This window comes from Streptomyces zaehneri (genome assembly GCF_032248645.1).
In the GTDB taxonomy this organism is placed as follows: domain Bacteria; phylum Actinomycetota; class Actinomycetes; order Streptomycetales; family Streptomycetaceae; genus Streptomyces; species Streptomyces coriariae.
The window spans coordinates 81,511-108,364 of sequence record NZ_JASTTJ010000026.1; the positions used below are offsets into that span (position 1 = coordinate 81,511).

Annotated in this window: 21 protein-coding genes; 7 read left to right on the forward strand and 14 right to left on the reverse strand. The window is 71.3% G+C overall.

The window, feature by feature from the left end:
- Positions 1–828 (reverse strand): enoyl-CoA hydratase family protein, encoded by an 828-nt coding sequence (locus QQM72_RS33590; protein WP_314224606.1) that lies wholly within the window; start codon positions 826–828, stop codon positions 1–3.
- A gap of 320 nt (positions 829–1,148) precedes the next feature.
- Between QQM72_RS33590 and QQM72_RS33595 the strand changes: the two genes are divergently transcribed.
- Positions 1,149–1,610, forward strand: a complete 462-nt coding sequence (locus QQM72_RS33595) for an ATP-binding protein (protein WP_314224652.1) — start codon at positions 1,149–1,151, stop codon at positions 1,608–1,610.
- Positions 1,611–1,762: 152 nt separating this feature from the next.
- Here QQM72_RS33595 and argF read toward each other — a convergent pair whose 3' ends face one another.
- Entirely contained in the window at positions 1,763–2,776 is a 1,014-nt protein-coding gene (gene argF / locus QQM72_RS33600; protein ID WP_314224607.1) for an ornithine carbamoyltransferase, read from the reverse strand.
- A gap of 224 nt (positions 2,777–3,000) precedes the next feature.
- The gene (locus QQM72_RS33605; protein ID WP_314224608.1) at positions 3,001–4,224 is read right to left on the reverse strand and encodes an arginine deiminase; all 1,224 of its coding nucleotides are present in this window, start codon (positions 4,222–4,224) and stop codon (positions 3,001–3,003) included.
- Positions 4,225–4,410: 186 nt separating this feature from the next.
- Between QQM72_RS33605 and QQM72_RS33610 the strand changes: the two genes are divergently transcribed.
- On the forward strand, positions 4,411–5,580 hold the full coding sequence (locus QQM72_RS33610; protein WP_314224609.1) for an SPFH domain-containing protein: 1,170 nt from the start codon (positions 4,411–4,413) through the stop codon (positions 5,578–5,580).
- Positions 5,577–6,494, forward strand: a complete 918-nt coding sequence (locus tag QQM72_RS33615) for a hypothetical protein (RefSeq protein WP_314224610.1) — start codon at positions 5,577–5,579, stop codon at positions 6,492–6,494. Before QQM72_RS33610 ends, QQM72_RS33615 begins: the two co-directional genes overlap by 4 nt.
- 98 nt (positions 6,495–6,592) lie before the next feature.
- Here QQM72_RS33615 and QQM72_RS33620 read toward each other — a convergent pair whose 3' ends face one another.
- The 9 genes from QQM72_RS33620 to QQM72_RS33660 form a co-directional block, all read right to left on the reverse strand.
- Positions 6,593–9,175, reverse strand: coding sequence for a polynucleotide kinase-phosphatase (locus tag QQM72_RS33620; RefSeq protein ID WP_314224611.1), 2,583 nt, complete (start codon positions 9,173–9,175; stop codon positions 6,593–6,595).
- Positions 9,172–10,641 carry a 3' terminal RNA ribose 2'-O-methyltransferase Hen1 gene (locus QQM72_RS33625; RefSeq protein ID WP_314224653.1) on the reverse strand — a complete coding sequence of 490 codons (1,470 nt, stop codon included), beginning with the start codon at positions 10,639–10,641 and terminating at the stop codon, positions 9,172–9,174. Before QQM72_RS33625 ends, QQM72_RS33620 begins: the two co-directional genes overlap by 4 nt.
- Positions 10,642–10,841: 200 nt before the next feature.
- Positions 10,842–11,030, reverse strand: coding sequence for a DUF4232 domain-containing protein (locus QQM72_RS33630; RefSeq protein ID WP_399079646.1), 189 nt, complete (start codon positions 11,028–11,030; stop codon positions 10,842–10,844).
- A gap of 170 nt (positions 11,031–11,200) precedes the next feature.
- Positions 11,201–12,124 (reverse strand): LLM class F420-dependent oxidoreductase, encoded by a 924-nt coding sequence (locus QQM72_RS33635; RefSeq protein WP_314224612.1) that lies wholly within the window; start codon positions 12,122–12,124, stop codon positions 11,201–11,203.
- 261 nt (positions 12,125–12,385) lie between these two features.
- Positions 12,386–12,865, reverse strand: coding sequence for a DUF6099 family protein (locus tag QQM72_RS33640; protein WP_314224613.1), 480 nt, complete (start codon positions 12,863–12,865; stop codon positions 12,386–12,388).
- 285 nt (positions 12,866–13,150) lie between these two features.
- Entirely contained in the window at positions 13,151–13,480 is a 330-nt protein-coding gene (locus QQM72_RS33645; protein ID WP_314224614.1) for a nucleotide pyrophosphohydrolase, read from the reverse strand.
- Positions 13,477–14,796: an ATP-binding protein gene (locus QQM72_RS33650; protein ID WP_399079615.1), complete on the reverse strand. Its 1,320-nt coding sequence runs from the start codon at positions 14,794–14,796 to the stop codon at positions 13,477–13,479. Before QQM72_RS33650 ends, QQM72_RS33645 begins: the two co-directional genes overlap by 4 nt.
- A gap of 312 nt (positions 14,797–15,108) precedes the next feature.
- Positions 15,109–15,498, reverse strand: a complete 390-nt coding sequence (locus tag QQM72_RS33655; RefSeq protein ID WP_199825100.1) for a cell division protein SepF — start codon at positions 15,496–15,498, stop codon at positions 15,109–15,111.
- A gap of 945 nt (positions 15,499–16,443) precedes the next feature.
- Complete coding sequence (locus QQM72_RS33660; RefSeq protein ID WP_314224616.1) at positions 16,444–16,959, reverse strand: YceI family protein; 516 nt, start codon at positions 16,957–16,959, stop codon at positions 16,444–16,446.
- A 116-nt stretch (positions 16,960–17,075) separates the two neighbouring features.
- Here QQM72_RS33660 and QQM72_RS33665 point away from each other — a divergent pair, with 116 nt between their 5' ends.
- Positions 17,076–17,693, forward strand: coding sequence for a MarR family transcriptional regulator (locus QQM72_RS33665; protein WP_399079620.1), 618 nt, complete (start codon positions 17,076–17,078; stop codon positions 17,691–17,693).
- Positions 17,694–17,785: 92 nt separating this feature from the next.
- Here QQM72_RS33665 and QQM72_RS33670 read toward each other — a convergent pair whose 3' ends face one another.
- Together QQM72_RS33670 and QQM72_RS33675 are read right to left on the reverse strand one after the other, a co-directional pair.
- A complete protein-coding gene (locus QQM72_RS33670; protein WP_314224617.1) occupies positions 17,786–19,504 on the reverse strand; it encodes an MFS transporter in 1,719 nt (572 codons plus the stop codon).
- Between the two features lie 391 nt (positions 19,505–19,895).
- The gene (locus tag QQM72_RS33675; protein ID WP_314224618.1) at positions 19,896–20,543 is read right to left on the reverse strand and encodes a TetR/AcrR family transcriptional regulator; all 648 of its coding nucleotides are present in this window, start codon (positions 20,541–20,543) and stop codon (positions 19,896–19,898) included.
- Positions 20,544–21,015: 472 nt separating this feature from the next.
- Between QQM72_RS33675 and QQM72_RS33680 the strand changes: the two genes are divergently transcribed.
- Genes QQM72_RS33680 through QQM72_RS33690 form a run of 3 tightly spaced genes read left to right on the forward strand, consistent with a single transcriptional unit; the run spans position 21,016 to position 26,854 of the window.
- On the forward strand, positions 21,016–21,432 hold the full coding sequence (locus tag QQM72_RS33680) for a hypothetical protein (protein WP_314224619.1): 417 nt from the start codon (positions 21,016–21,018) through the stop codon (positions 21,430–21,432).
- Positions 21,429–22,085 (forward strand): hypothetical protein, encoded by a 657-nt coding sequence (locus QQM72_RS33685; RefSeq protein ID WP_314224620.1) that lies wholly within the window; start codon positions 21,429–21,431, stop codon positions 22,083–22,085. The genes QQM72_RS33680 and QQM72_RS33685 overlap by 4 nt, the downstream gene beginning before the upstream one ends.
- A gap of 2 nt (positions 22,086–22,087) precedes the next feature.
- Complete coding sequence (locus QQM72_RS33690) at positions 22,088–26,854, forward strand: putative T7SS-secreted protein (RefSeq protein WP_314224621.1); 4,767 nt, start codon at positions 22,088–22,090, stop codon at positions 26,852–26,854.

The following is a 26,854-nucleotide window of genomic DNA, read 5'->3' on the forward strand; positions in this document are numbered from 1 at the left end:
TCACCGCCCCCGCCACTTCGGCGGTCGCTTCTGTGTGAACGCCTGGTGGAACTCGGCGTAGTCCTCGCCGTTCATGAGCAGGGCCTGGGTGGAGGCGTCCAGTTCGACGGACGCGGCGAGCGGCATGTCCAGTTCCGCGGTGAGGAGCGCCTTGGTCTGGGCGTACGCCAGTGCGGGTCCGTCGGCAAGGCGGCGGGCCAGTGCCTGGGCGGCCTCGTCGGAGCGGCCCTCGTCCGTCAGTTCGCTGATCAGGCCGATGCGCTCGGCCTCGGGGGCTCGGACCGGCTCTCCGAGCATGAGCAGCCGGGTGGCGTGGCCGAGGCCCACGACCCGGGGCAGCAGATAGGCGGCGCCCATGTCGCCGCCGGAGAGGCCGACGCGGGTGAAGAGGAACGCGAAGCGGGCGCTGGGGTCGGCGATCCGGAAGTCGGCGGCCAGGGCGAGGACCGCGCCGGCACCGGCCGCGACGCCGTGCACGGCCGCGATGACCGGGAACGGGCACTCCCGTACGGCGCGCACGACCTGGCCGGTCATCCGGTTGAAGTCGAGGAGCCGGGCGGTGTCCATGCCGAGGGTGGCGCCGATGATCTCGTCCACGTCTCCGCCGGAGCAGAAGCCGCGGCCCTCGCCGGCCAGCACCAGGGCGCGGACCGACCGCTCCCGGGACAGCTCGGCGAGCAGATCGCGCAGGTCGGCGTAGGCGCCGAAGGTGAGGGCGTTGAGTTTCTCGGGTCGGGCCAGGGTGACGGTGGCGATGCCGTCGGTGCGCTCGACGCGCAGGTGGTGCCAGTCGGAGGTGCGGGCGGCGGAGCCGGTGAAGGGACTCATGAGGGCGGCCTCCTCGACAGTCACTCCGGAATTTATCACTTTCCTGTGACTGTCGTCATGAGTACGCGATAGAGGCTCGGGAAGAATCGCTGTGCCGCCGTGTCACCGCGCGGCATGTTCTCGTCACACACGTCACCGGTCGTCAATAACGCGGTAACAACGGGATCAGGTGCGCGAGAGGAACCGTTGACCCGGGTAAGTCGCCGGGCAGGGGCCGACGGCCCCGTACGGCGCCCGACGAGCGCCTCTGCCGGAGGCCGCCGTACCATTCCCGAAGCTGAAAGCAGGGCCGCCTGATGTCGATCACCGGAACCTGCGCCATGAACGGACTCGCCTTGTACGAACGCCCCTCCGAGCCGCCCGCCTCCTGGCGTATCGCGCTGCCGCACTCCGCCGCGGCCGTGCCGGTGGCCCGCGCGCTGGTCCGAACGGCGCTGGCCGAGCTGAAGCACGGGGCGGACAGCGACACCGCGGAGCTGCTCACCGCCGAGCTGGTGGCCAACGCCGTGGAGCACACCGCCGGGGACGCACCGATAGAGCTGGTGGTGGAGCTGCAACCGACCGGCTGCCAGATCGAGGTGCACGACGCCGACCCGGTGCCGCCCGGCGACCTCACCCGGCCTTCCGGGGAGGAGCCCGACCCCTGGCAGGAGCACGGGCGCGGGCTGTTGCTCATCCGCACCCTCAGCTCCTCCTGCGGACACCGGCCCACCGAGCAGGGCAAGGCGGTGTGGTTCAGGCTGGCCGCCGTCCCGGCGCAGTGGCGCCCGCACCCGGCCTGACGTCGCCCGCACCCGGCCAGACGTCGGCCGCACCCGGGCCGCGACGGGCGCGCCCCGCGTCACCCGTGAGCCGTCGCCCACACGTCGGGGTGCCGGTGACGGGCGTGCGGCCCGTGGCAGGCGTGGCGCGTGAGTGCGTCCGGGCCGCCCGCTCAGGCGAGGGTCGCCACCAGTACGGCCTTGATCGTGTGCAGGCGGTTCTCCGCCTCGTCGAAGACGACCGAGTGGGCCGACTCGAACACCTCGTCCGTCACCTCCAGGGAGTCCAGGCCGTGGGCCTCGTGGATCTCGCGGCCGACCTTGGTGCCGAGGTCGTGGAAGGCCGGCAGGCAGTGCAGGAACTTGACGTCCGGGTTTCCGGTGGCGCGCAGGACGTCCATGGTCACGGCGTACGGCCCGAGGGCGGCGATCCGCTCGCCCCAGACCTCCTTGGGCTCACCCATGGAGACCCACACGTCGGTGGCGACGAAGTCGGCGCCCGCGACTCCCTCGGCGAGGCTCTCGGTGAGCAGGATCGCGGCGCCGGAGCCCTCGGCCAGCCTGCGGGCCTGCGCGATCACCTCGTCGGCCGGCCAGTACTCCTTCGGCGCGACGATACGCACGTCCATGCCGAGCAGGGCGCCGGTGACCAGGTAGGAGTTGCCCATGTTGAAGCGGGCGTCGCCGAGGTAGGCGAGGACGAAACGGTCGTCCCCGAGGTTCTTGGCGCAGTGCTCGGTCATCGTGAGCACGTCGGCGAGCATCTGGGTGGGGTGCCAGTCGTCGGTGAGGCCATTGAAGACGGGCACGCCCGCGTGGGCGGCGAGTTCCTCGACCTGGTGCTGGCTGGACCCGCGGTACTCGATGCCGTCGAACATCCGGCCCAGCACCCGGGCGGTGTCCTTGACCGACTCCTTGTGGCCGATCTGGGAGCCGGAGGGGTCGAGGTAGGTGGTGGAGGCTCCCTGGTCGGCGGCGGCGACCTCGAACGCGCAGCGGGTGCGCGTCGAGGTCTTCTCGAAGATCAGGGCGATGTTCCTGCCGCGCAGGTGCTGGATCTCGGTCCCGGCCTTCTTGGCGGCCTTCAGCTCGGCGGCCAGCTCGATCAGGCCGCGGAACTCCTCCTCGGTGAAGTCCAGCTCCTTGAGGAAGTGGCGGCCGGCGAGGGCGGTCGGGACTGTCGCCATGGGGGTCGCTCCAGAAGTGCGGTGAAGAGATGCAGTGCACGGACTGCGGTGGCAAGGACCCTCGGAAGTCTATACGACACTCGACATTTTTATACAGACGCCCGAGCGCCTCCCGCACACCCACACGACACGCCGGCACAGCACGCGGACACGGCACGCCCGTACGGCACGCCTGCACAGCGCGCCGACGCAGCACGCCGACACAGCGCGCCGGATAAGCACACCTATACGGCACTCCGTTCGACCGGGCAGCTCATACAGCGCGGTCCGCCCCTCCCACGGCCCAGTTCGCTGCCGGGGATCTCGATCACTTCGATGCCCTGTTTGCGCAGATGGGTGTTGGTGGTGACGTTGCGCTCGTACGCGACGACGACGCCCGGCTCCACGGCGAGGACGTTGCAGCCGTCGTCCCACTGCTCACGCTCGGCCGCGTGGACGTCCTGGGTGGCGGTGAGCACCCGGATCTCGCTCAGACCGAGGGCGGCGGCGATCGCGCGGTGCATGTGCTCCGGCGGATGGTCGGTGACCTTCAGCTCCTTCTCGCCGACGCCCGGTTCGATGGTGTACGAGCGGAGCATGCCGAGGCCCGCGTACTGGGTGAAGGTGTCGCCGTCGACCATCGTCATCACGGTGTCGAGGTGCATGAAGGCGCGCCGCTTCGGCATGTCGAGGGCCACGATGGTCTCGGCCGAGCCCGCCGCGAACAGCTTGTGGGCGAGCATCTCGACGGCCTGCGCGGTGGTGCGCTCGCTCATGCCGATCAGCACGGCGCCGTTGCCGATGACGAGGACGTCGCCGCCCTCGATGGTGGACGGATAGTCCGCCTGCCCCTCGGACCAGACACGGAACGTCTCGCCGCCGAACAGGGGGTGGTGCCGGTAGATCGCCTCGAAGTGGACGGTCTCGCGCTGCCGGGCCGGCCAGCGCATGGCGTTGATCGCGACACCGTCGTAGATCCAGGCGGAGGTGTCCCGGGTGAAGAGGTGGTTGGGGAGCGGGTCGAGGAGGAAGTCGTCGAGGTCCATGACGTGGAAGCGCACGGAGGTCGGTTCGGGATGCGCTTGCAGAAACTCCCTCTTGGTCATGCCGCCGACGAGCGCTTCCACCAGTTCCGGGGCGGGAAGCGTCTCGAAGGCGGCGCGGAGGTGGTCGGTGGCGAGCACCCCGTACTCCTTCTCGTCGAAGACGCGGTCCAGGACGAGCGCTCTGGCCGCCGGGATCTCCAGGGCCTCGGTGAGCAGGTCGCCGAAGAGGTGTACGGCGACACCGCGGTCGCGCAGCACGTCGGCGAACCCGTCGTGCTCGGCGCGCGCCCGGCGCACCCACAGCACGTCGTCGAAGAGAAGTGCGTCCTTGTTGCTGGGGGTGAGCCTTTTGAGCTCGAGATCCGGCCGGTGAAGGATGACGCGGCGCAGCCGCCCGGCCTCGGAGTCGACATGGAATCCCATGCCTCCATCCTGACCATCGAGGACCGGCTTCACCCCCTACTGGACCGTTTCCGCACGAGCTTGTTCCCGCCCTCGCCGCACCCTGCCACCTCCCACCCGTTCTCGTCCCCTTGACGACAAGAGGAACGCGCGGCTATCGTTTTCTTATCGTCGCCCTGACGAGAAACGGAACGAGGGGGGTCTCTCATGGCCGACATCACCAGGCGCCTGGGCTGGCGCCATCTGCGCGGCGCCCCGACGGCGCATGTGCGCCACCACCGCTCGGGCAAGCTGGCGCACGACGGTCCCGGGCTCAGCTTCTGGTTCCGTTCGCTGAGCGCGGCGCTCTCTGAAGTGCCGGTGGACGACCGCGAGTTGGCGATGACCTTCCACGCCCGCACGGTCGACTTCCAGGACGTGGCGGTGCAGGCGACCGTGACGTACCGGATCAGCGACCCGGCTGTCGCCGCCGCCCGCCTCGACTTCTCCATCGACCCCGACACCGGGATCTGGCGCAGTGCGCCCCTGGAGCAGCTCGGCACCCTGCTGACGGAGACGGCACAGCAGCACGCGCTGGACGTCCTCGCGCGTACGTCACTGGCGTCGGCGCTGGTGGACGGAGTGAAATCGGTACGGGAGCGGGTCGCGGCGGGGCTGGCGGCGGAGCCGCGACTGCCGGCCACGGGCATCGAGATCGTGGCCGTGCGGGTCGTCTCGCTGCGTCCGGAACCGGAGGTGGAGCGGGCGCTGCGCACCCCGGCGCGCGAGCAGATCCAGCAGGAGGCCGACCGGGCGACGTACGAGCGGCGGGCGGTGGCCGTCGAGCGGGAGCGGACGATCGCCGAGAACGAACTGGCCAGCAAGATCGAACTGGCCCGCCGTGAGGAGCAGTTGGTCGAGCAGCGCGGTACGAACACCCGTCGTGAGGCGGAGGAGAACGCGGCGGCGGACAAGGTACGGGCGGAGGCGGAAGCCTCCCGGTCCGTGCGGCTCGCGGAGGCGGAGGCCGCGCGGTCGGTCAAGCTGGCGGAGGCGGAGGCCGACAAGCAGGTGCGGCTGGCGGACGCCGAGGCACAGCGCTCGGAGCGGCTGACCCTGGCGGAGGCGGCGCGTACGGTCCGGCTCGCGGAGGCGGAGGCGGCCCGCTCGGTCCAGCTCGCCCACGCGGAGGCCCAGGCGGCGCGTGAAGTCGGCGAGGCACGGGCCCAGGCGCAGGCGGCCTGGCTGCGCGTGCACGCGGACGTCGACGTGGCGACCCTGCACGCCCTCACCGGGACGCGGCTGGCCGAGAACCTGCCGCACATCGACAGCGTGACGATCTCGCCGGACGTGCTCACCGGGCTCCTGTCGAGGCTCGGCGCCGGGGAACGGGAATGAGTCTCGCCCCGCGGGCCGTGCTGGTCCACCGCACCACGGAGTACGAGGAGTTGGTGGCCCGGCACGGCACCCACGGCCAGGCCGCCTTCTTCCTCTCCTCGCGGGGCCGGGACATCGAGGAGGTCGCCGAACGCCACCGGCGGACCAGGCGGGCCATGGCGGAGGTGACGGCGGCGATTCCCCTGATTTGGCGTCAGACCCGCGTGGAAAGGGCGGACTTGGACCGCTTCCTCTTCGCCCCCGAGGACGTGGTGGTCGTGGTCGGCCAGGACGGACTGGTGGCGAACGTCGCCAAGTACCTCGCCGGTCAGCCGGTGGTGGGCATCGACACCGACCCCGGGCGCAACCCGGGCGTCCTGGTCCGCCACCGTCCGGCGGACGCCCGGCTGCTCCTGCCCTCCGTGTTCGCCGCGGGCACCGGCACGGACGGGCTGACCATGGTCGAGGCGGTGGCCGACGACACCCAGCGGCTGCTGGCCCTGAACGAGATCTATCTGGGCGCGGCGGGCCACCAGACCGCCCGCTACCGCCTGGGCCTCGACGACGACGGGGGTGCCGTCGAGGCCCAGGCCTCCTCAGGGGTGCTGGTGGGCACCGGCACCGGGGCGACCGGCTGGATCCGTTCCGTGTGGCAGGAGCGGGGCGGCGGGGACGGGGGCGACAGGGGCCCGCGCCTCCCCGGCCCGACGGAGGACAGGCTGGTGTGGTTCGTGCGGGAGGCCTGGCCGTCCCCCGCGACCGGCACCTCGCTGGTAGCGGGGGAACTCGCGGCGGGCGGCCGGCTGACGCTCACGGTCGAGTCGGAACGCCTCATCGCCTTCGGCGACGGGATCGAGAGCGACGCGGTGGAACTGACGTGGGGGCAGCGGGTACGGGTGGGGCGGGCGGAGACGGCACTGCGGCTCGTCGGCTGAGCCACAGCGCCGCCTCCGCCCGCCGGTCACGACGGGCCGTTCCTCCGCCGGCTTTCACCGTGCGGGCAGCGCCGCCGCGTCGCACACCGACGCGGCGCTCACAACCGCGGATCCACCGGCTCCGACTCCAGGGCCAGCACGCCGAAGACCGCCTCGTGGACGCGCCACAGGGGCTCGCCCTCGGTCAGGCGGCACAGGGCCTCCAGGCCGAGGGCGTACTCGCGGATCGCCAACGACCTTTTGTGGTTGAGGAAGCGCCCGCGCAGTCGGGTGAGGTTGTCGGGACGGGTGTACTCCGGGCCGTAGATGATCCGGAGGTACTCGCGGCCCCGGCACTTGATGCCGGGCTGGACCAGGCGGCCCTCGCCGCCGCGGACCAGGGCGCCCAGCGGCTTGACGACCATGCCCTCGCCGCCTCGGCCCGTCATCTCCAGCCACCAGTCGACACCGGCCTGGACCGACTCGGGGTCGCCCGTGTCGACGTAGAGGCGTCTGGTCGTCTGGAGCAGACCCGTGTTGTCGTGTTCCACCAGCCGGTCGAGGAGCGACAGCTGTACGTCGTGCGGCAGGTCGGCGAGGCTGCGGCCCTGGACCGCGAGAATCTGGAACGGGGCCAGCCGTACGCCGTCCAGGCCGTCCGTCGTCCAGCAGTAGCGGCGGTACGCCTCGGTGAACGCGGCCGCGTCCGAGGCTCGTTCGCGCTGGCGGGCGAGGAGGTCCCCGACGTCGACACCGCGTGCCGCCGCGCCTTCCAGGGCGGACAGGGTGCCCGGAAAGACCGCGCGGGACGCGGCGCCCACGGCCGCGTACTGCGAGCGGAGCAGCCCAGAGGCCTTCAGCGACCAGGGCATCAGCTCGGCGTCCAGCAGCAGCCAGTCCACCGCGCCGGAGGAGCTGTCGGGTGCGGCCAGCTCCGTCCAGAGGCCCGCCTCGTCCACCGCCGCCCGTATCCGGCCGAGGATCTCCTCCGTCACACCCTCGTCGTCGAAGAACGGCCGGCCCGTGCGGGTGTAGAGGGACCCGGTGGGGCCGTCCACTCCGAAACGCCTACGCGCCGTTTCCGCGTCCCGGCACACCAGGGCCACCGCCCTCGAGCCCATGTGCTTCTCCTCGCACACGACCCGCGCGACGCCGTCCTGCGCGTACTGCGCGAACGCCTCCGCCGGGTGCTCCAGGTAGCCCTCTACGTGCGAGGTGGCCGTGGGGGCCATCGTCGGCGGCAGGTACGGCAGCAGCCGCGGGTCCACCGCGAAACGGCTCATGACCTCCAGGGCCGCGGCCGCGTTCTCCTCGCGGATCGAGACACGGTTCTGACCCTCGTAACGGGTTTCGACAATGCGTCGGCCGTATACGTCCGCCAGGTCCAGCGGGCGGCCGTCGTGCCCGCCGGGCGCCTCGGAGCGCAGCGGCTTCGTCGGCTCGTACCAGACCTGCTCCGCCGGCACGTCGACCAGCTCGCGCTCCGGCCAGCGCAGCGCGGTCAGCTTGCCGCCGAAGACGGCGCCGGTGTCCAGGCAGATGGTGTTGTTCAGCCAGGTGGCCTCCGGGACGGGCGTGTGGCCGTAGACGACCGCCGCGCGGCCCCGGTAGTCCTCCGCCCACGGGTAGCGCACCGGCAGGCCGAACTCGTCGGTCTCGCCGGTGGTGTCGCCGTACAGCGCGTGCGAGCGGACGCGCCCGGAGGTGCGGCCGTGGTACTTCTCCGGCAGACCCGCGTGGCAGACCACGAGCCTGCCGCCGTCGAGGACGTAGTGGCTGACGAGGCCGTCGATGAACTCCCTTACCTCGGTGCGGAAATCCTCGCTCTCGCTCTCCATCTGCTCGATGGTCTCGGCCAGGCCGTGGGTGTGCTGGACCTTGCGGCCGCGCAGGTGACGGCCGTACTTGTTCTCGTGGTTGCCGGGCACGCAGAGGGCGTTGCCCGACTTGACCATCGACATCACGCGACGCAGCACGCCCGGGCTGTCCGGGCCCCGGTCGACCAGGTCACCGACGAACACGGCCTGCCTGCCCTCGGGGTGGACGCCGTCCACATAGCCCAACCTGCCCAGGAGGGATTCGAGTTCGAAGGCGCAGCCGTGGATGTCGCCGATGATGTCGAACGGGCCGGTGAGGTGGGTCAGGTCGTTGTAGCGCTTCTCGGTGACGACCGAGGCGTTCTCGATGTCCTCGACGCCCCGCAGGACGTGCACCTTGCGGAAGCCCTCGCGCTCCAGGTGGCGCAGCGAGCGCCGGAGTTCGCGGGTGTGGCGCTGGATGACCCGGCGGGGCATGTCGGCGCGGTCGGTGCGGGCCGCGTTGCGTTCGGCGCACACCTCCTCCGGTACGTCCAGCACGATGGCGATGGGCAGCACGTCGTACTGCTTCGCCAGCTCGATCAGCTGGCGGCGGGAGTCCTGCTGCACGCTGGTGGCGTCGACCACCGTGCGACGGCCGGCCGCGAGCCGCTTGCCCGCGATGTAGTGCAGGACGTCGAAGGCGTCCCGTGTCGCGCTCTGGTCGTTCTCGTCGTCGGAGACCAGACCTCGGCAGAAGTCGGAGGAGATGACCTCGGTGGGCTTGAAGTTGCGGCGGGCGAACGTGGACTTGCCGGATCCGGACGCGCCGATCAGGACGACGAGGGAGAGGTCGGTGACGGGCAGTACACGGCCCTGCCTCGCGGAAACCTGAGTCTCGGTCATGCTGCCTTCGCCTCCTTCTCGTTCACGCTGGTCATGGTGAAAACGGCCATCTGGGTGGGCGGGCCGACCTCCGGGTCGTCCAAGCCGACCGGGACGAACTCGACGGCGTAGCCGTGCCGTTCGGCTACGGTGGCGGCCCAGCCGCGGAACTCCTCGCGGGTCCACTCGAAGCGGTGGTCGCCGTGCCTGACGTGTCCTGCCGGGAGGCTCTCCCAGCGGACGTTGTACTCGACGTTCGGGGTGGTCACCAGGACCGTGCGCGGGCGGGCCGAACCGAACACCGCGTACTCCAGGGCGGGCAGCCTGCGCAGGTCGAGGTGCTCGATCACCTCGCTGAGCACGGCGGCGTCATAGCCCTTGAGCCGGGTGTCGGTGTAGGCGAGCGAGCCCTGGAGGAGCTGGACGCGGGAGGCCTGCCGCTCGCCCATGCGGTCCAGCTTCAGCCGCCGGGAGGCGATGGTAAGCGCGCGCATCGAGACGTCGACGCCGAGGATCTCGGTGAAGCGCGGGTCCTTCAGCAGTGCCTGCACCAACTGGCCCTGTCCACAGCCGAGGTCGAGGACCCGGGCGGCCCCGGACTCCGTCAGCGCCGTGACGATCGCCTCGCGGCGCAGCACGGCCAGCGGGGTCGGGCGCTCCTCCGTCTCGGCCTCCGCCGCGACCGCGTTGTCGATCTCCTCGACCTCGCTGTCGTCGGCCTCGGCGAGCCGGACCAGCTCCAGCCGCTCCATCGCCTGGCGGGTCAGCGACCAGCGGCGGGAGAGGTAACGGCTGGTGATCAGTTTCTGCTGGGGGTGATCCGACAGCCAGCCCTCACCGGCGCGCAGCAGCTTGTCGACCTCGTCGGAGGAGACCCAGTAGTGCTTGGCGTCGTCGAGGACGGGCAGCAGGACGTACAGGTGACGCAGGGCCTCGGCGACGGTGAGCGTCTCGGCCTCCAGGACCAGGCTCACATACCGCGAGTCCCCCCATTCCTCGAACTCCGTGTCGAGGGCCACCGGTTCGGCGCTCACGGCCCAGCCGAGCGGCTCGAAGAGACCGCGGACGAGGTCGACGCCACCGCGGGCGGGCAGTGCGGGTACCTCGACACGCAACGGCCTCGCCTGCTGCGGGAGTTCGGGCTTCGCCGCGCACACGCCGCGCATCGCGCTGGAGAACACGCCGCTCAGCGCGACCGCGAGCAGCGAGGAGGCCGCGTAGGGGCGGTCGTTGACGTACTGGGCGAGGGCCGCGTCCGGAGCACCGCCCCGGCCCTTGCCCTTGCCGCGCCGGACCAGCGCCACGGCGTCCACCTCCAGCAGCAGCGCCGCCGTGCAGCGCTCGGCATCGGCCTCGGGATAGAGGACGTGGGCCTTGCCGTACGAGGTGGAGAACGCCTGCGCGTTGTCGGGATGCTTGTGCAGCAGGAAGCCCAGATCGGTGGCGGGGCGTTCAGGGGTGCCGGTGGTGCTGATCGTCAGGAACACGTGGGTGCCTCGGTGGGTTCGGAAAAAGGAGCGGAAGCGCTGATCGTGCGCTCGCGCACCCCTACAACGTACAGAGAACGCTTCCGCGCCACTCGCCATTTTCCCAGCCGGCCGACGGCCGTCCGCGCTGGTCAGACACCGGGCGCCGGGGGCGGTGGTGTTGCGCCACATCAGGCCGGCGTTCGCGCGTTCGCCGGGCTTCAGGTGACGGGCCGGGGCGGGTCGTCGAAGCCGGTGACGGTGGAGATGCCGCCGCTTCCCTTGAAGATCTTGACGCCGTCGGTCGGCTCGTGGTCCTCGTCCAGGAGGCTCACCTGTGGGTAGCCGTCCAGCGTGTAGTCCCGTTCGCCGCAGTTCTCCAGGACGAGTCCCACGACGCGCAGCCCCATCGCGGTCACAGCCGTGTCACAGGTGATCGGCGGCGCGTCCCGGCCGTCCGGACATCGAAGACAACGACTACAACGACTACAACGACTACAACGACTACAACGAAGCGGGCGAAGCGGGCGAAGTCCAAGCCGGGCCGGGCGCGCCGCCGGGCACGTCCCCGATCGCCGTGCTACTTCAGCTGCGCCTGCACCTGCGCGGAGATCAGCTCCAGGTGGTCCAGGTCGTGCAGGTCGAGGACCTGGAGGTAGAACCGCCGGGAGCCGGCCTCGGCGTAACGGCCGATCTTGTCGACGACCTCGGCCGGAGAACCGGCCAGTCCGTTGGCCTTCAGCTCGTCGACCTCACGGCCGATCGCGGCGGCGCGCCGGGCGAGTTCCTGGTCGTCCTTGCCTACGCAGACGACGAGGGCGTTGGAGAAGGTGATGGCGTCGGCTGCGCGGCCTGCCTCCTGCGCGGCGGCCCGCACCCGGCCGAACTGGCGCTCACTGTCCTCGATCGAGCCGAACGGCATGTTGAACTCGTCGGCGAACCGTGCGGCCAGCCGCGGCGTGCGGGTCGCGCCGGTGCCGCCGATCAGCACCGGGATCCTCGCCTGCGCGGGCTTGGGCAGCGCGGGCGAGTCGGTGAGGTCGTAGTACGTGCCGTGGAAGTCGTACGTCTTGCCGAGCTCCGTCGCCCACAGGCCCGTGACGATCTCCAGCTGCTCCTCCAGCCGACCGATCTTCTCCTTCGGGAAGGGGATCCCGTACGCCGTGTGCTCCTCCTCGAACCAGCCCGCGCCCAGGCCCAGTTCGATCCGCCCGCCGGACATCTGGTCCACCTGCGCGACCTGGATGGCGAGGACGCCCGGCAGCCGGAACGTGCCGGCGGTCATCAGCGTGCCGAGGCGGATGCGCTTGGTCTCGCGGGCGAGCCCGGCGAGGGTGATCCAGGCGTCCGTGGGGCCCGGGAGGCCGCTCGCGTCGCCCATCTTCAGATAGTGGTCGGACCGGAAAAAGGCGTCGAACCCGAGGTCCTCGGTGGCCTTCGCCACGGCGAGGAGGGTGTCGTAGGTCGCCCCCTGCTGGGGCTCGGTGAAGATACGCAGATCCATACCTCCATCCTGCACTCCGGCCGTCTCGTCAACCCCACCGGTCCCCTCTCCCCCGGCCGTCCTCGGTCGGGGGAGAATCGTCTGTGCCGTGCGTGGGGGGCGTGTGTCCGGGCCGGTGAACCGCCCCCCTGGTGATCGTTGGGCGGGCGGAGCCGGACCGCCCGGTGCCCGTGCCCGGCCGGTCAGCGCCGGGATGTCACCCCCATCGGCCCTCCTCACGGGGGGCCGCCCAGGGCCGAGCGCCGGACAGGTCCGCTCTCCTCACCTCTCCGGCAACGCGCCCTCTCTCTCCTCCCGTTCCTCTCTCGCCGCCAGCTTGCGCAGCATCTCCAGGACCCGGTCCCTGGACTCGTCCGCCGCGTCGATGGCCTCCATGCACTTCCAGTAAGTGCCCTGGTCGTCCGCCGAACTCGCGAGGCCGACCAGGGCGATGCCGACCTCTCCGAGCAGGCCGCTCAGGTCGAGCAGCGCCCGGCGGGCGTCGTCCAGTTCGGTGAGCCGGGCGGCGAGCAGGTCCCCGGGATCGAGGTCCGGCGCGCCCAGCACACCGCAGCCTCTGCCCGCCAGCTCGGTCAGCCCCAGTGCCTCGCCACGCAGTTCGGGCGGGCCGGAGACGGCGAGGCGACTGCCGATCGCCTGCGCCAGGGCCTGTGCCTGCCACACCTCCTCGAGGATCCCCGCTCCCTCGCCGCTGCCCGCGAGCGCGCGCCTGCTCGTCAGGATGAGCCGCACCGCGTCCATGCGCTGCCCCCGTCTGCCCGACGTGCTGCCCGCACGTCCGTCCGAACACCCGTGTCCACCAGTCCACTACCCAGAGTGAGGGCCTGTGGGACGAAAAGCCAGAGGAAGACCGAAATCTGTGGACAACAAATCGATTTCGGCCCGCTCGTTGACTGCGGAGAGTGAAAACGGACTGCTCGGCTCCCTCCGGGAAGCCGCCACGGCGCCGTTACGTCGCTGCCGGGCCGCCCCAGGCCACCTCCGGACCGCCCCAGGCCACCTCCAGGCCGCCCCCGGGGGCACGGGCTACGGCGCCGGGAACCTGTGCTCGTTACGGTCGATCTTCGCGTTCAGCGCCGCCAGCGGATCGACACCGAGCACTTCGCAGAGCTGGAGCAGATAGGCGAGCACGTCGGCGACCTCGTCCGTCACCCGGTGGGCGGTCTCCGGGTCCTCCATCACGTTCTCCGACTCCTCAGGCGTCAACCACTGGAAGATCTCGACCAGTTCCGACGCCTCCACACTGAGCGCGGCGACGAGGTTCTTGGGGGTGTGGAAGGGCTGCCAGTTCCGCGCGGCCGCGAACTCGGCGAGTCTGCGCTGGAGCTTCGCCACGTCGAGATGTTGTTCTGTCACGGACCCAGGTGTACCACCGTCACCCCCTCGGTCCGGGTGGCCCCGTACCCGTCGCCGACCGCGCCGACGCAGCGGATGTGCCCGCGCTCCGCCATGCGCACCGCCAGCCGCAGCAGTTCGGCGCGCTGCCGTACGTCGAGGCCGCGGTCGAGGCCGTCCGCGAGCAGGGTGAGGGTCTGCATCGCGGCGGGCACCTCGCCGGCCGGGTCCACGTCGAGGACGCCCGGTCCGGTGAGCAGCACCAGCGCGAGGGCGACGTAGCGCAGTTCGCCGTATCCCAGCCGGGCGAGCTCCGTGCGGCTGCCGTCGGCGCGGTGGAGCAGTGCGCGGACCGTGCCGTCGGCCAGCGGTTCGGCGCGCAGGTCCACGACCGGTCCGGTGGATCCGGCGGACAGCGCGGCCACCAGTTGCGCGTGCCGCCTTCCGCACTCCTCGCGGGTGCGCCAGAGGACGTCGGCGAGGTTGTCGCAGCCGGTGAGCAGTCGGCCGGAGCCGGTGGGGACGGGGACCCCCATCCAGTCGGGTTGCGGATCGCAGGCGAAGACGGACCGCAGGGCGACGACCATCTGTTCGGCGGCGGCGAGCACCTGACGCTGTCCGTCGGTCTTGCCGGCCACGCGCAGCGGCAGCAATGCGGTGCCCAGCCGGTCGTCGGGCAGGGGGGCGCGCGTCACGGGTGCGGCGCCGCCGGTGTGCCAGGCCGCCTGCACCGCGCGGCGGCCGGGATCGCGCAGCGCAGTCTCCAGCAGCACGACGCCCGCCGCGCTCAGCCGCTCCCCCACGATGCGCAGCTCGGGTTCGGCCTGCACCGCGACGTCGAGCAGAACCGGGCCGCCGGGACCGTCGGCCGTGCATCCGATGCGGAACCCCCGACGACGCTCGGCATCGGGCCGCGCCCCCTGCGGCACACACGCGGCCGGGTCGGCGAACACCTCCCCCAGCGGGGCCCCGCCCCCCAGGCGGGCCAGCGCCTCGTAGGCCCGCAGCGCGCTGCTCTTGCCACTCCCGCTGGCCCCGACGAACAGCGTGACCGGCCCCAGCGGAAACCGGGCCCGCCGATGCCCCGCGAAGGCGGAGAGCCGCAGCTCGGTGACACAGGGCCGGACGTACCGCACCTGGGCGGACGCCGTACGGAGAGCCGGCGCGGGGGACGGACCATGTCGCTCCGCCACGGACGGCGCCTGCGCGGGCACGGTACGGGAGACGTCCCCCGGCGGTGGCTGGTCGGATACCGGTTGCGGTAAGGCCGGGTGAGGTACGGGCGTGGCGGAGGAAGCAGCGGCGGAGGCAGCGGAGGACGCAAATGGCGAGGGCATATCCGGACCGTAGGACTCCGTCACCAGACGAACCGTTCCGCCCCGAAAAGCTTCCTACGATCGAGCGACCCGACGACCACGCCCACCCGACGACCACGCCGATCCGGACAAGCCGGAGGCGCCCGAGGACCCGGTACGCCTCCGGCGGCTCCGACAGCTCCGACAGCTCCGACAGCTCCGACGATCGTCGCGGAGTGCGACAGCGACAGCGGCGGGGGCGGGCGCATCGGCGAGCCGACGCGCCCGGATATCGCCGAGCGCCGTGCCCGGTGCGGCCGCTCGACGCACCGAGCACCGAGCACCGAGCACCGCTCAGACTCCGGGAATCCCCGCGCCTTCCATGATCCCGCTGACCTCGGTGCCCGGTGGGGTCAGCAGGAAGACGTTGCGGTCGACCCGGTGCATGCCGCTGGCCAGGCCGAAGACGACTCCGGTGGAGAAGTCCAGGACACGCTTGGCGGTGTCGGTCTCCGCGCCCGTCAGGTCGAGCAGCACCGGGATGCCCGCCATCAGCGTCTCGGCGACCTCGCGGGCATCCGCGAAGACGTTGACCCGCAGCACGACGAAACGGCGCCGGGTCTCCGTCTCCGCGTCGGGGAGCGAGCGGTGGCTCACCGCCGACGGCCAAGCGTCCCGGCCCCGCAGCGGAACAACCTGAGCGAGCCCTTCCCACTGTTCATCGGTGACGTCGTAACGGTTCACCGGCACCCCCCGAACTGACTCGCCTTCAATGCCTGCACCAGCCATTCTTACGCCAAGTCACCCGTTCAGCCCAACAGCGACACGGTCCGCCACCGCCTCCGGTGCCGCGCAACGGCTTCCCATCGCGGCCGCACCGGAATCCTCACGTCCAGGCGCACCCCGCTCACCAGCCCCGATAACGTTGTGAAACCGCTTGCTCGGCAGAAACCGCGCTGGTAACACCTAACCCACGCCGAAAGCGAGATCCTGTGACGTCCACCAGACAGCAACGAGCGGCTCGCGGTGTGTGCACGCGAGCATTCCGGCAGCGGCAGCGGCGGCGCTGACGCCGTCGGTACTGCCGGCGTCGGAGTTCGTACGGCGCTCGGTCCGACGGTTACCGATCCGCCCGGTCGATTCCCTTCGTGGCGACACGACCTCAGGGCTGCCACAGCCTGTTGATGACACCGCTGCGGGTGGGCGCCACGATCACCACGCTCCCGCCGGAGTGTGCACCCACCGGGCAGCCTCGCCCCGGCCGGCCGGCGGGGGCGCACCGGCGGCCGACCCGGCCTGCCGACCCGGATGCCCGCGTCGACTGTTCGCGGCGCGAGCGCTACCGGGTACACAGCGTCGACTCACCGCGCCGGACCCCCGCGCCGGACCCCCGCGCCGGATCCCTGGGCGGATCCGCGCGTCGACTCACAGCGGACGCGCTGATCGTCGCCCCGGCCCCTGGCGCGTAAGACAGTTGCCGCTGCGGGATGACGCCCCCGCTGCGCATGGGGGTCGCTTCGGCCTGCCGCGCCTCGACAACTGCCGTGTCACGCATGACGACATGAGATGAACAACACCGAAGTCGACGCCCTCGGGCACCACTTCGCAAGACAGTTCACTTTCTCACGCAAAGCCATTCACACGAGGGCCAACTGACCACGCGTCAGGCAATGCCTTTGGCTCGATATCTCAGGCGACCGTGCGCGTGAAGCGGAGCGTGGTGGTGATCGTCGTCAGGCCGCCCATCATGCCGAGCTGGTTCATGGTGATCCCGAACTCGTTCCGGTCCACGGTGAATGTGGCGTCCAGGGTGACCGCGTCGGCGTCCGCCTGGCTCAGGCGGGCGGTGAAGTTCTGCGGCCGGCTGATGCCGTGCACCGTCAGCTGGCCGGACACCTTCACGACCCCGTCGCCGCCGAGTTCGGCGGCGCGCACCGCGAAGGTGATCTCGGGGTACTTCTCGACGTCGAAGAAGTCCGCACTACGCAGGTGCGTGTCCCGCTTGGCGTTCTTGGTGTCGATGGAGGCCGCGTCCAGGACCAGAGTGCCGGTGACGCTTCCGTCGGCGGCCACCTCACCCCCGCCGCTGACGATGGCGAAGACACCCTTGGCGGTGACCAGGCCCCACATCGCCTTGTGCTTCAGGGCGACGGTGGAGGCGCCCGAGTCGAGCTGCCACAGTCCGGTTTGCACGGCGACGGTCATGGCCGTTCTCCTTGATAATCCAAATTTGGATGAAGCCGGGGCGACTCACGCTAGCCGGTAATCCAAAGCTGAACAACCCAGTGGTGCAAATTTGGACAACGGATACACTCGTAGCTATGGCAGACCCCGCTGAACACCCCACCGACCTGCCCTCATGCCCGTCCGCGCAGGGCGCGGGCCTGCTGCCGGCCGAACTGCGCGGCTGGATGCTGCTGCTGGCCGCGACCGGCGCGGTGGAACAGCGGCTGCGCTCGGTGGTCAAGGAACGGCTCGATGTGTCGCACGACGAGTTCCTGGTCCTGTGCCTGCTGGCGGAGCAGCCCCGGGAAGGCCTCCGCATGACCCGTATCGCGGAGTTGCTGGGGCGACCCAAGACGCGGCTGACCTACCAGATCGCCTGCCTTCAGCACGCCGGCCTCGTGACCCGAAAGTCGGTCTGCGGCGACAAGCGCGGCGTGGAGGTGGCCCTCACCGACAAGGCCCGGGACATGCTCCGGGAGGCGTCCGGCACCCTGGCCGAGACGGTGACGGGGGCGCTGGCCCATGTCATGGGTCCCGAGCAGTGCGCCGCGATGAGCGGGCTGATACCGACGACTGCCACAGCTACAGCTACAGCTACAGCCACGGCTCCGGTGCCGGGCCCGAAACCGGCACCGGCACCGGCACCGGCACCGGCACCGACACCGGAGTCGGAGTCGGAGTGGGATCCGGAGCACTCCACCCTCTCCGGCTGAAGTCCGGACGCCGGACGCCCCACCGGCGGGGTTCCGAGGAACACCACGGCACGGCGGGGCGAGCGGGCAGCAGGGCAGCGAAGCGGGTCGTCCTACCGGGAGGCGTCGGAGTACTCCTCCAGTGGCGCGGCCTTCTCCGACCCCGCCGACCCCGCCGACCCCGCCGACTCATCAGACCCCTGCGACCCTTCCGTCCCTTCCGACCGCTCCGCCCCCTCCGCGTCCGCCGCGTCCGCCGCGTCCGCCGCGTCCGCCGCGTCCGCCGAGGACTTACGGCCGGGCAGGACCGCGAAGACGATCAGCGTGCCGGCGGCCATGATGATCCCGCCGACCAGGCTGGTCTGGACGACCCCGTGCGCGAAGGCCTCGTGCACCGCCTCGACCAGCGCCCGCGCCTGCTGCGCACCGCCTGCGGGGTCCTTCGCGACCTGCCCTGCGACCGCAAGGCCACCGCCCACCGAGTCCTTGGCGGTCTCCAGCGCGGCGGCCGGCAGGTTGCCGCCGACCAGGTCGGTCAGCTCGTCACGGTACGCGGTGCCGAGGAGCGAGCCGAGGATCGCGATGCCGAGCGAGCCGCCCAGCTCCAGTGCGGTGTCGTTGGCGCCGCCGCCGACACCCAGCTCACTCTCCGGGAACGAACCCATGATCGTGTCGGTGGCCGGGGAGACGCTCAGGCCGATCGCGAAGCCCAGCATCATCATCGGCGCGAGGAAGTCCGCGTACGTCGAGCCCGTGTCGACCCTGGTGAGCAGGAACACGCCCGCGGTGCCGATCACCATGCCGGACACGACCATCGCCCGCACGCCCAGCTTCGGGGTCAGCCGCCCGGTCACCGCGGCGCCGACGAAGACCGCACCGGCCAGCGGCAGCAGTCGTACACCCGTCTCCAACGCGTCGTAGTCCAGGACGAACTGGAGGAACTGGGTGGCGTAGTAGATGGCGCCGAAGGTGCCGAAGAAGAAGAACAGCACCGCCAGCATCGAGCCGCTGAAGGGCCGCAGCCGGAACTTGCGGACGTCCAGCATCGGGTGCGGATGGCGCAGCTCCCAGGCCACGAACCCCACCAGACCCACTCCTGCGGCCACGGCTGCGGCGATCGGGCCGGTGCCCCAGCCGAAGTGCGGGCCCTCGATGGTCGCGTACACCAGCGAGCCGACGGAGACGATCGACAGCAGTCCACCGACGAAATCGATCCGTCCCATGCCCGCCGCCTTGGACGGCGGGACCAGCGCGAGCGCGCCGAAGACGGCGACGACCGCGATGGGGACGTTGATCAGGAAGGTCGAGCCCCACGCGTGGTCCTTCAGCAGCCAGCCCGCGACCAGCGGACCGACGGCGATGGCCAGCCCCGAGGTGGCCGTCCAGGCCGTGATGGCCTTGGCCCGCTCACGCCGCGGGAAGATCGCGACCAGCAACGACAGCGTGGCCGGCATGACGACCGCGGCACCGACACCCATGATCGCGCGGGCCGTGATGACCAGCCCGGTCTCGTCCACCAGGCTGCCCATCACCGAACCGCCCGCGAAGACCAACAGCCCGGTGACGAGGGCGCCACGACGGCTGTACTTGTCGCCGATGGACCCCAACACCAGCATCAGCGCCGCATACGGGACGGTGTAGCCGTCGATGACCCACTGGAGGTCACTGCTGCTCAGGCCCAGGTCCGTGGTCATGGCCGGCGCGGCCACGATCAGTGAGGTGTTCGCCATGACCACGATCAACAGGCTCAGGCAGAGCACGATCAGCGCCGACCAGCGCTTGGCGTACGGCCCGGTCATCTTCTCGACGGGTGTGTTGACGGGGAAGGGCATGGGAGGGCTCCTCAGAAGACGATTTAATTGCCCGTTGATGTGCAGACTAATTTATTGCCCATTAGTGTGCAAATATTTCGACGGCGCACTGCTCCCCGCCCCGAGCACGCTCCGCCCTCACCTTGTGCACGGTGAACGACCGCTTTCGCACGCTCATCGGGCTCGTCATCGGGCTCGCTCATCGGGCTCGCTCACCGGGCTCGCTCACCGGGCTCGCTCACCGCCTCTCGTTCGTCGGGCTCAGGACCTCGACGTCGCCCGGCTCGGTGAACTCCTCACCACGGCAAGGGACATGGCCGTCCCGTACCGGCCCCTTGGGAACTGAGAAACGAGGGGACCGGGGAACCAGGAAGCTATGGCGATCCGGACACCTCAGGCTCAGGCCCCCGGCTCAGCACCCTCTGTCGCTACCGCTGTCGCCGCCGGACACGACCTCGCCGACCACGGCCCGGGCCCGTTCCTCCGGCACCCCGGCCGCGACGAGCGTCACGACGGCCGTCCGGGTCCCGTCGTCCTCGAGCGCCCCGGTGTTGACCTCCTCCAGCAGCGCGACCTGCATCGCCTCGAGCCCCGCGCTCAGCACGGCGGGCGGCAGCTGCGTGTGGAAGACACCGTCGCGCTGCCCGCGCGCCAGGATGGCGGTGACCTCGTCGCGGGCGGGGGCGAGGATCTCGGTGACGCGCTCGTCGCCCAGGTCACGCCGGGCCAACGCCAGGAGCAGCCGGTAGCGGTCGCCCACCGGCCAGATCGTGTGCACGAAGTGCGCGAGCGCCCGCTCGGCCGGCTCCCGCGGGGCCGTCGCGACCGCCAGCGCGCCGCGCAACGCCTCGGACGCTTCCTCCGCGAGCGCCTCCAGCAACGCCGCCCGCCCGGGAAAGTGGCCGAAGAGCGTCCGCCGTACGACGCCGGAGGCCCGCGCGATCTCCTCCAGGGTGACGTCCGGGTTCCGGCCGAGCTCCTGCCGGGCCGTGGCCAGAATGCGCGCCCGGTTGGACCGCGAATTACGCCGCTGCGGCTCGCGGGCCACGGAGTGGGTCACGGGAAACCTCGGGTGGTTCGGTACGGACGAAGGGACGATCGGACGAACGGACGAACGGACGACGGGCGCCCATTGTGGCCGATCCTCTCCGCGGGGGCGACTCGGGTACGACCCGAAACGAGGGAGCGCCTCACCGAAAGCACCGTCACCACAAAACCGTCACACCGAGAGCACCGAGAGCACCGTCACATCGAGAACACCGTCCCACCGACAGCCTCGCCAGACCGAAGCGGCCGGTTCCCCGTGTCCCTGCCACGGCCGGGCCAGCCCGGCCAGGAGATCGGACGCCGGACGCCGGACGTCGGACGTCGGACGCCGGACGTCGGACGCCGGACGCCGGCGATCGGCGATCGGCGGGATCCCGTCCTCGCAAGGCGCCTGTCGGACAGGGCGGGGCTCACCAGAACCGCCCGCTTCTTCGCGCGCGTCCTGCTCTACGGTGCCATCAGTCACCTACGACCGGGGAGGAACCGTGCAGCAGCCGAAGGCGGCGCTCGCCGAACGCATCGCCGAGCGGAGAGGCGGAGGCGACGACCCGCGTGCTCTGGTCGGCGAGATGCGCCGCTCGGTCCTCCTCGTGCCGATGGCCGACGGAGGTCTCTGGTCGGTGCGTTCGGGCGGGGTGCGGTGGATCTGCGGGTTCACCGACGAGGCCGCCCTGGCCCGGTTCGCCCTGCGCCACGCGCGCGGTGAGCAGCCCATGGACTACGCGGCGCTGCTGGGCGCGCGCATCGTCGACGAGCTCGTGCCCGCCCTCGGCGAGCCCGCCGGTCTCGCCGTCGACATCGCCACCGAGGACGGGTCGATGTTCTTCCCGCCGGTCGTCGGCATCGTGCCGGAGTCCGTCGCCGTCGACGCCGGTGCGGCGGGAGAGGGGCCGCGGTCATGAGCGGTGACGGACCGGACCTGCGGCTCGACAAGGCGTCCGTCGCCAAGTTCACCCAGGGTGTGGGCGCGACCATCGACCAGCTCGGTGAACTCGGCGGCGCCACCGGATCGGTGCTGGGAAAGGGCTTCTCGGAGCTGGCGATGACCGCGATGGAGGCCGGGCACCACGGCCTCGCGGTCGACTTCGAGGACTTCTGCGAGCGCTGGGAGTGGGGTGTGCGCGCCCTGGTGCACGACGCCAGTGCGCTCGCGAACCGTCTCGGGCTGGCGGCGGGCACCCAGTGGGAGCACGACCAGTACGTCGCGGCCACGCTCAAGGTGGGCGCCAACTCCCTGTTCGGCGGGAACCCGCACGCCAGTGAGGAGGAGATCGCCCGGCAGAACTGGGGCGACATCTTCACGCCGGACTACCTCAACCCGGACTGGAGCGCCGAGTCCTTCGACAAGGCCGGTCAGGACATGGAACAGACCTGGAAGGACACCGGCCGCACCGTTCTCACCGAGGGCCACGGCGGTCAGCAGTCGCAGGTGCTCAACGACGCTCTCGGCATCTCCGACGACCGGTGGAACCAGGCGCTGGACGACACCTTCGGCCCGTCGCCGGAGGAACGCGCCCGGCAGGAGCAGCAGCAGGGTGAGTCCGGGGGGAACTGACGGTGGGCATCGGCGACTTCATCAGTGACATCACGCCCGACTCGGTCGAGGACGCGGTCGAGGACGGCGTCGAGTGGGTGGGCAACCGGGTCGAGGACGCGGGCGACTGGACCGCCGACCGGTTGGACGACGTCGGCTGGGAGTCCGGCGCGGACTGGGTGCGTGAACAGTCCCGTTCGGTCGCCGACCGGTTGGGCGCCGAGGTCGACGAGATGGACCTCGGGCAGACCGAGGACAAGACCAAGCTGGTCTACGGCAGCCCGAGCGAGATCAACGCCACCGCCACGAAGCTCCGCGCCTTCCAGTCGGCCTTCGACGACGCAGGCGACGGGCTCAAGGGGCTCGACTCGTCCCGGCTCGAGGGTGAGACGGCCGAGGCGCTGCGTACCGCGGTGAGCACCCAGCCGCCCAAGTGGTACGCCGCCGCCGACGCCTGCGCGAAGGCGGTCGGTGCGCTGGACGCGTTCGCCGGCACCGTCACCTGGGCACAGGGGCAGGCGCAGACCGCGATCGACAAGTGGAAGGAGGGCGTCAAGGCCTCCGAGGACGCCGCCGACGCCCACCGCAAGAAGGTCGACGACTACAACGGCGCCGTCGATCGCTACAACGCCCAGCCCGCGGACAAGCGCGACCCGGCCTCGCTGCCGCCGAAGCCCGCGGCGACGTTCGACGATCCCGGCAGGAAGCTGATGCAGGACGCTCAGGACCTCCTCGCCGAGGCCCGCAAGCAGCGCAACTCGGCGGCGGAGACCGCGCGCACGGCGGTGCGCGCCGCCCGCGACATGGCTCCGCAGAAGCCGTCCTACGCCGAGCAGTTGGGCGACGGGATGCAGGAACTCCAGCTCATGGGCGACCACGTCGGCGGCGGTGTCGTCAAGGGCACGGCGGGGCTGCTGAACTTCGTCCGCGGCGTCAACCCCCTGGACCCGTACAACATCACGCACCCGGCCGAGTACGCCACGTCCCTCAACAGCCTGGCCGCAGGCCTGGTGGTGGCCGCCAACGACCCGGTCGGCACCGGCAAGCAGATGATCAGCGACTTCATGAAGGACCCGGCCGAGGGCTTCGGCCGGCTGCTGCCCGACGTCGCGCTGACCGTGGCCACCGGGGGCGGCGGCGCCGCGGTGAAGGGCGTGCGGATCGCCGAGGAGGCCGCCGACGCCGCGCGGCTGCGCCGGCTGATCGACGACGCCCCGGAGGGGACCCACAGCCGCCCGGACGGCGAACGCCCCACCGACGGCACCGACCCGGTGGACCTCGCCTCGGGCCGGATGTTCCTGCCCCAGACCGACCTCGAGATCCCCGGTGTCCTCCCGCTGGTCTTCACCCGCCGCACCGAGTCCGGCACCGCGACCGGCCGCTTCCTGGGGCCCGCGTGGACGTCCACGGTCGACGAGCGTCTGGAGATCGACGCGATCGGTGTCGTCCACGTCACCGCCGAGGGACTTCTGGTGCCGTATCCGCACCCCGTTCCGGGCTCCCCCACCCGGCCGGAGACGGAGCGGGCCCGCACGCTCCTGGCCCGCGACACCGACGGCGGCTACACGGTCACCGCCCTCGACAGCGGTCTGACCTTCCACTTCGCCGCCCCGTCCGGCGGCGAACCGGGGGCCGACGGCGTCGCCTGGCTGTCGGCCGTCACCGAACGCAACGGCCACGCCGTCGAGGTCGACCGCGGCGCGGACGGACTGCCGCTGGCCCTGGTCCACTCGGCGGGTCATCGGGTGACCCTGTCCGTCGCCGACAGCCTGGTGACCGGCCTGTCCCTGGCCGGCGCGGGCGAGGGCGGGGCGGATCTGCCGCTGATGCGCTACGGCTACCGGGACCGCGACCTCACCACGGTCACCAAACCGTCGGGCGCCGTCACCACCTTCGTCTACGACGACCGCCGCCGCGTCATCGCCTGGATCGACTCCAACTCGAGTCGCTACGACTACGTCTACGACGACCGCGACCGCGTCGTGGCGGAGGGCGGCGAGGCCGGCCACGTCCAGATCACCCTGTCCTACACCGAACCGGACGCCGAGACCGGTCACCGCACGACGGTCCTGACCACCGCGGACGGGCGGGTCACCCGCCACCTGTACGGCCCCGGCTGCCGTCGGCTCGCCCTCACCGACCCGCTCGGCCACACCACCCGGTTCGGCTACGACGGCGGCGGCAACCTCGTGACCCGGACCGACCCGCTGGGCCTCACCACCGTCTTCTCCTACGACGAGGAGGGGCGGGTCGTCTCGGCCGTCCGCCCTGACGGCAGCGAACTGCGCACCGTGCGCGGGCCGTTCGGCCTGCCGGTGGAGGTCATCGGCCCCGACGGCACCCGCATGGTCCACGCGTACGACGAACGCGGCAACCGCACGGCGGTCACCGACCAGGCCGGCGCAACCACCCGCTATACGTACGACCACACCGGCCGGCTCACCTCGATCACGGACCCTCTCGGTTCCACGACACACGTGGTGTGTGACGCGGCGGGCCTGCCCGTGGAGGTGACCGACCCGGTCGGCGCCCTCACCCGCACGGAGCGGGACGCCCTCGGCAGGCCGATCCGCGTCACCGATCCGGCGGGCGGCGTCACCCGCCTGGAGTGGGACGCCGACGGGCAACTCGCCCGGCGCACCGGTCCCGACGGCTCCACCGAGTCGTGGACCTATGACGGCGAGGGCAACCTGCTCACCCGCACCGACCCGTCCGGTGGCGTCTCCCGCTTCGAGTACACCCATTTCGACCTGGCGGCTGCCCATGTCCGACCCGACGGCGCGCGCTACGAGTTCGAGCACGACGCCGGGCTGCGCCTCACCCGCGTCACGAACCCGCAGGGGCTGGCCTGGACCTACGAGTACGACGCCGCCGACAACATCGTCTCCGAGACGGACTTCGACGGCCGCACCCTCACCTACCGGACGGACGCGGCGGGCCGGCTGGCCGCCCGCGTCGACGCGCTCGGCGGGACCGTCTCGTTCGAGCGCGACCGACTCGGCCAGGTGGTCACCAAGGACGTCGACGGCCGGGTGACGACCTACGTCTACGACCGGGCCGGGCGCCTGCTGGAAGCGGCCGGACCGGACGGCGAACTGCGCTACCAGTACGACCGCCGCGGACTCACCAAGGCGGAACTCGTCGACGGCCGGGCCGTCCTGTACGCCTACGACGTCCTGGGCCGCCGCACGCGCCGCACCACGCCCACCGGTCACGTGACCTCCTGCTCCTACGGCGCCGACGGACTGCCCCAACGCCTGACCAGCGGCGGTCACCGCATCGACTTCACGCACGACGCCGCAGGCCGGGAGGTCGCCCGCGTCTTCGGCGACGCGATCACCATGACGTCCGCCTGGGACGAAGCCGGACGGCTCGCCACACAGCGGATCACCGCCAAAGGCCGCTTCGTCAACGGCCGTGCCTACTCCTACCGTGCCGATGGTCGGCTGACCTCGGTCGTGGACCGGCTGTCGGGCTCCCGCACCTTCGATCTCGACCGGGTGGGCCGCGTCACCGCCGTCCACGCCCGGGGATGGACGGAGCGGTACGCCTACGACGACGCCGGCAACCAGACCTCGGCGTCCTGGCCCTCCGGCCACCCCGGCCACGAGGCCACCGGATCGCGCGCCTACACCGGCACCACCCTCACCCGCGCCGGAGACGTCCGCTTCGAGCACGACGCCCTCGGCCGGGTCGTCCTGCGGCAGCGGACCCGCCTGTCCCGCAAGCCGGACACCTGGCGCTACTCCTGGGACCCGGAGAACCGCCTCACCTCCGTGACCACCCCCGACGGAACCCGGTGGAGGTACCGCTACGACCCCCTCGGCCGTCGCACCGCGAAACAGCGCCTGGCGGCCGACGGCGAGAGCGTGGCCGAGGAGGTCCGGTTCACCTGGGACGGCCTGACCCTGTGCGAACAGACGAGCCACCGGCCGGACGCCCCGAACACGGTCGCCCTCACCTGGGACCACCGTGATGTCGTCCCCCTCGCCCAGACCGAGCGGATCCTCACGGCCGACGACCGCCAGGAGGAGATCGACCGGCGGTTCTTCGCCATCGCCACGGACCTCGTCGGCACACCGACCGAACTCATCGACGAGACGGGCGGCATCGCCTGGCGCACCCGGAGCACGCTCTGGGGCACCACGGCCTGGTCCCGCGACAGCAGTGCCTACACCCCGCTCCGCTTCCCCGGCCAGTACTACGACCCCGAAACCGGCCTGCACCACAACTGCTTCCGCCACTACGACCCCGGGACCGGCCGCTACACCTCGCCGGACCCCCTCGGCCTGGCTCCCGCCCCGAACCCCCTCGCGTACGTGGACAACCCGCACAGCGGGTGCGACCCGCTGGGCCTCATGCCCAAGTACACGAAGGAGGAGAAGGCGCAGAAACGGGTCGACAAGATCCTGGACGACATCGCCGAGAGGGCGCGCAACGGTGAGATCAACAAGCATCCCAAGTACCACGGCGACACGATGCACGGCTTCACCGACGAACAGGTCCTGGACATCCTGAAGAACCCCGATGCCGTGTACCAGTCACAGGGCCAGGCCGGAAACTTCATCTTCCGCAAGGACGACGACATCGCCGTGGTCTACGGTCCCGGCTCCAAGCAGGGTCAGGCCATCACGGCCTACGGAGACTCGGGCATCAAGGGTCCTTCCGGCGCGGACGCGCTCGGTGGCAGTCCGAGCGACCCCGGCGCTCCGGTGACCCACGAGGACATCGTGCAGGGCAGGATTCCCACCGAGGACGGCTACTTGGCCCCGGCGAAGCAGATCAGATGA

Coding starts and splice junctions, on each gene's coding strand:
- argF (WP_314224607.1), bottom strand. CDS start 2,776: ATGGCGACAGTCCCGACCGCCCTCGCCGGCCGCCACTTCCTCAAGGAG.
- QQM72_RS33685 (WP_314224620.1), top strand. CDS start 21,429: ATGAGCGGTGACGGACCGGACCTGCGGCTCGACAAGGCGTCCGTCGCC.
- QQM72_RS33615 (WP_314224610.1), top strand. CDS start 5,577: ATGAGTCTCGCCCCGCGGGCCGTGCTGGTCCACCGCACCACGGAGTAC.
- QQM72_RS33640 (WP_314224613.1), bottom strand. CDS start 12,865: ATGGACGCGGTGCGGCTCATCCTGACGAGCAGGCGCGCGCTCGCGGGC.
- QQM72_RS33665 (WP_399079620.1), top strand. CDS start 17,076: ATGGCAGACCCCGCTGAACACCCCACCGACCTGCCCTCATGCCCGTCC.
- QQM72_RS33635 (WP_314224612.1), bottom strand. CDS start 12,124: ATGGATCTGCGTATCTTCACCGAGCCCCAGCAGGGGGCGACCTACGAC.
- QQM72_RS33590 (WP_314224606.1), bottom strand. CDS start 828: ATGAGTCCCTTCACCGGCTCCGCCGCCCGCACCTCCGACTGGCACCAC.
- QQM72_RS33605 (WP_314224608.1), bottom strand. CDS start 4,224: ATGGGATTCCATGTCGACTCCGAGGCCGGGCGGCTGCGCCGCGTCATC.
- QQM72_RS33610 (WP_314224609.1), top strand. CDS start 4,411: ATGGCCGACATCACCAGGCGCCTGGGCTGGCGCCATCTGCGCGGCGCC.
- QQM72_RS33595 (WP_314224652.1), top strand. CDS start 1,149: ATGAACGGACTCGCCTTGTACGAACGCCCCTCCGAGCCGCCCGCCTCC.
- QQM72_RS33630 (WP_399079646.1), bottom strand. CDS start 11,030: ATGGGGCTGCGCGTCGTGGGACTCGTCCTGGAGAACTGCGGCGAACGG.
- QQM72_RS33670 (WP_314224617.1), bottom strand. CDS start 19,504: ATGCCCTTCCCCGTCAACACACCCGTCGAGAAGATGACCGGGCCGTAC.
- QQM72_RS33650 (WP_399079615.1), bottom strand. CDS start 14,796: ATGCCCTCGCCATTTGCGTCCTCCGCTGCCTCCGCCGCTGCTTCCTCC.
- QQM72_RS33660 (WP_314224616.1), bottom strand. CDS start 16,959: ATGACCGTCGCCGTGCAAACCGGACTGTGGCAGCTCGACTCGGGCGCC.
- QQM72_RS33620 (WP_314224611.1), bottom strand. CDS start 9,175: ATGACCGAGACTCAGGTTTCCGCGAGGCAGGGCCGTGTACTGCCCGTC.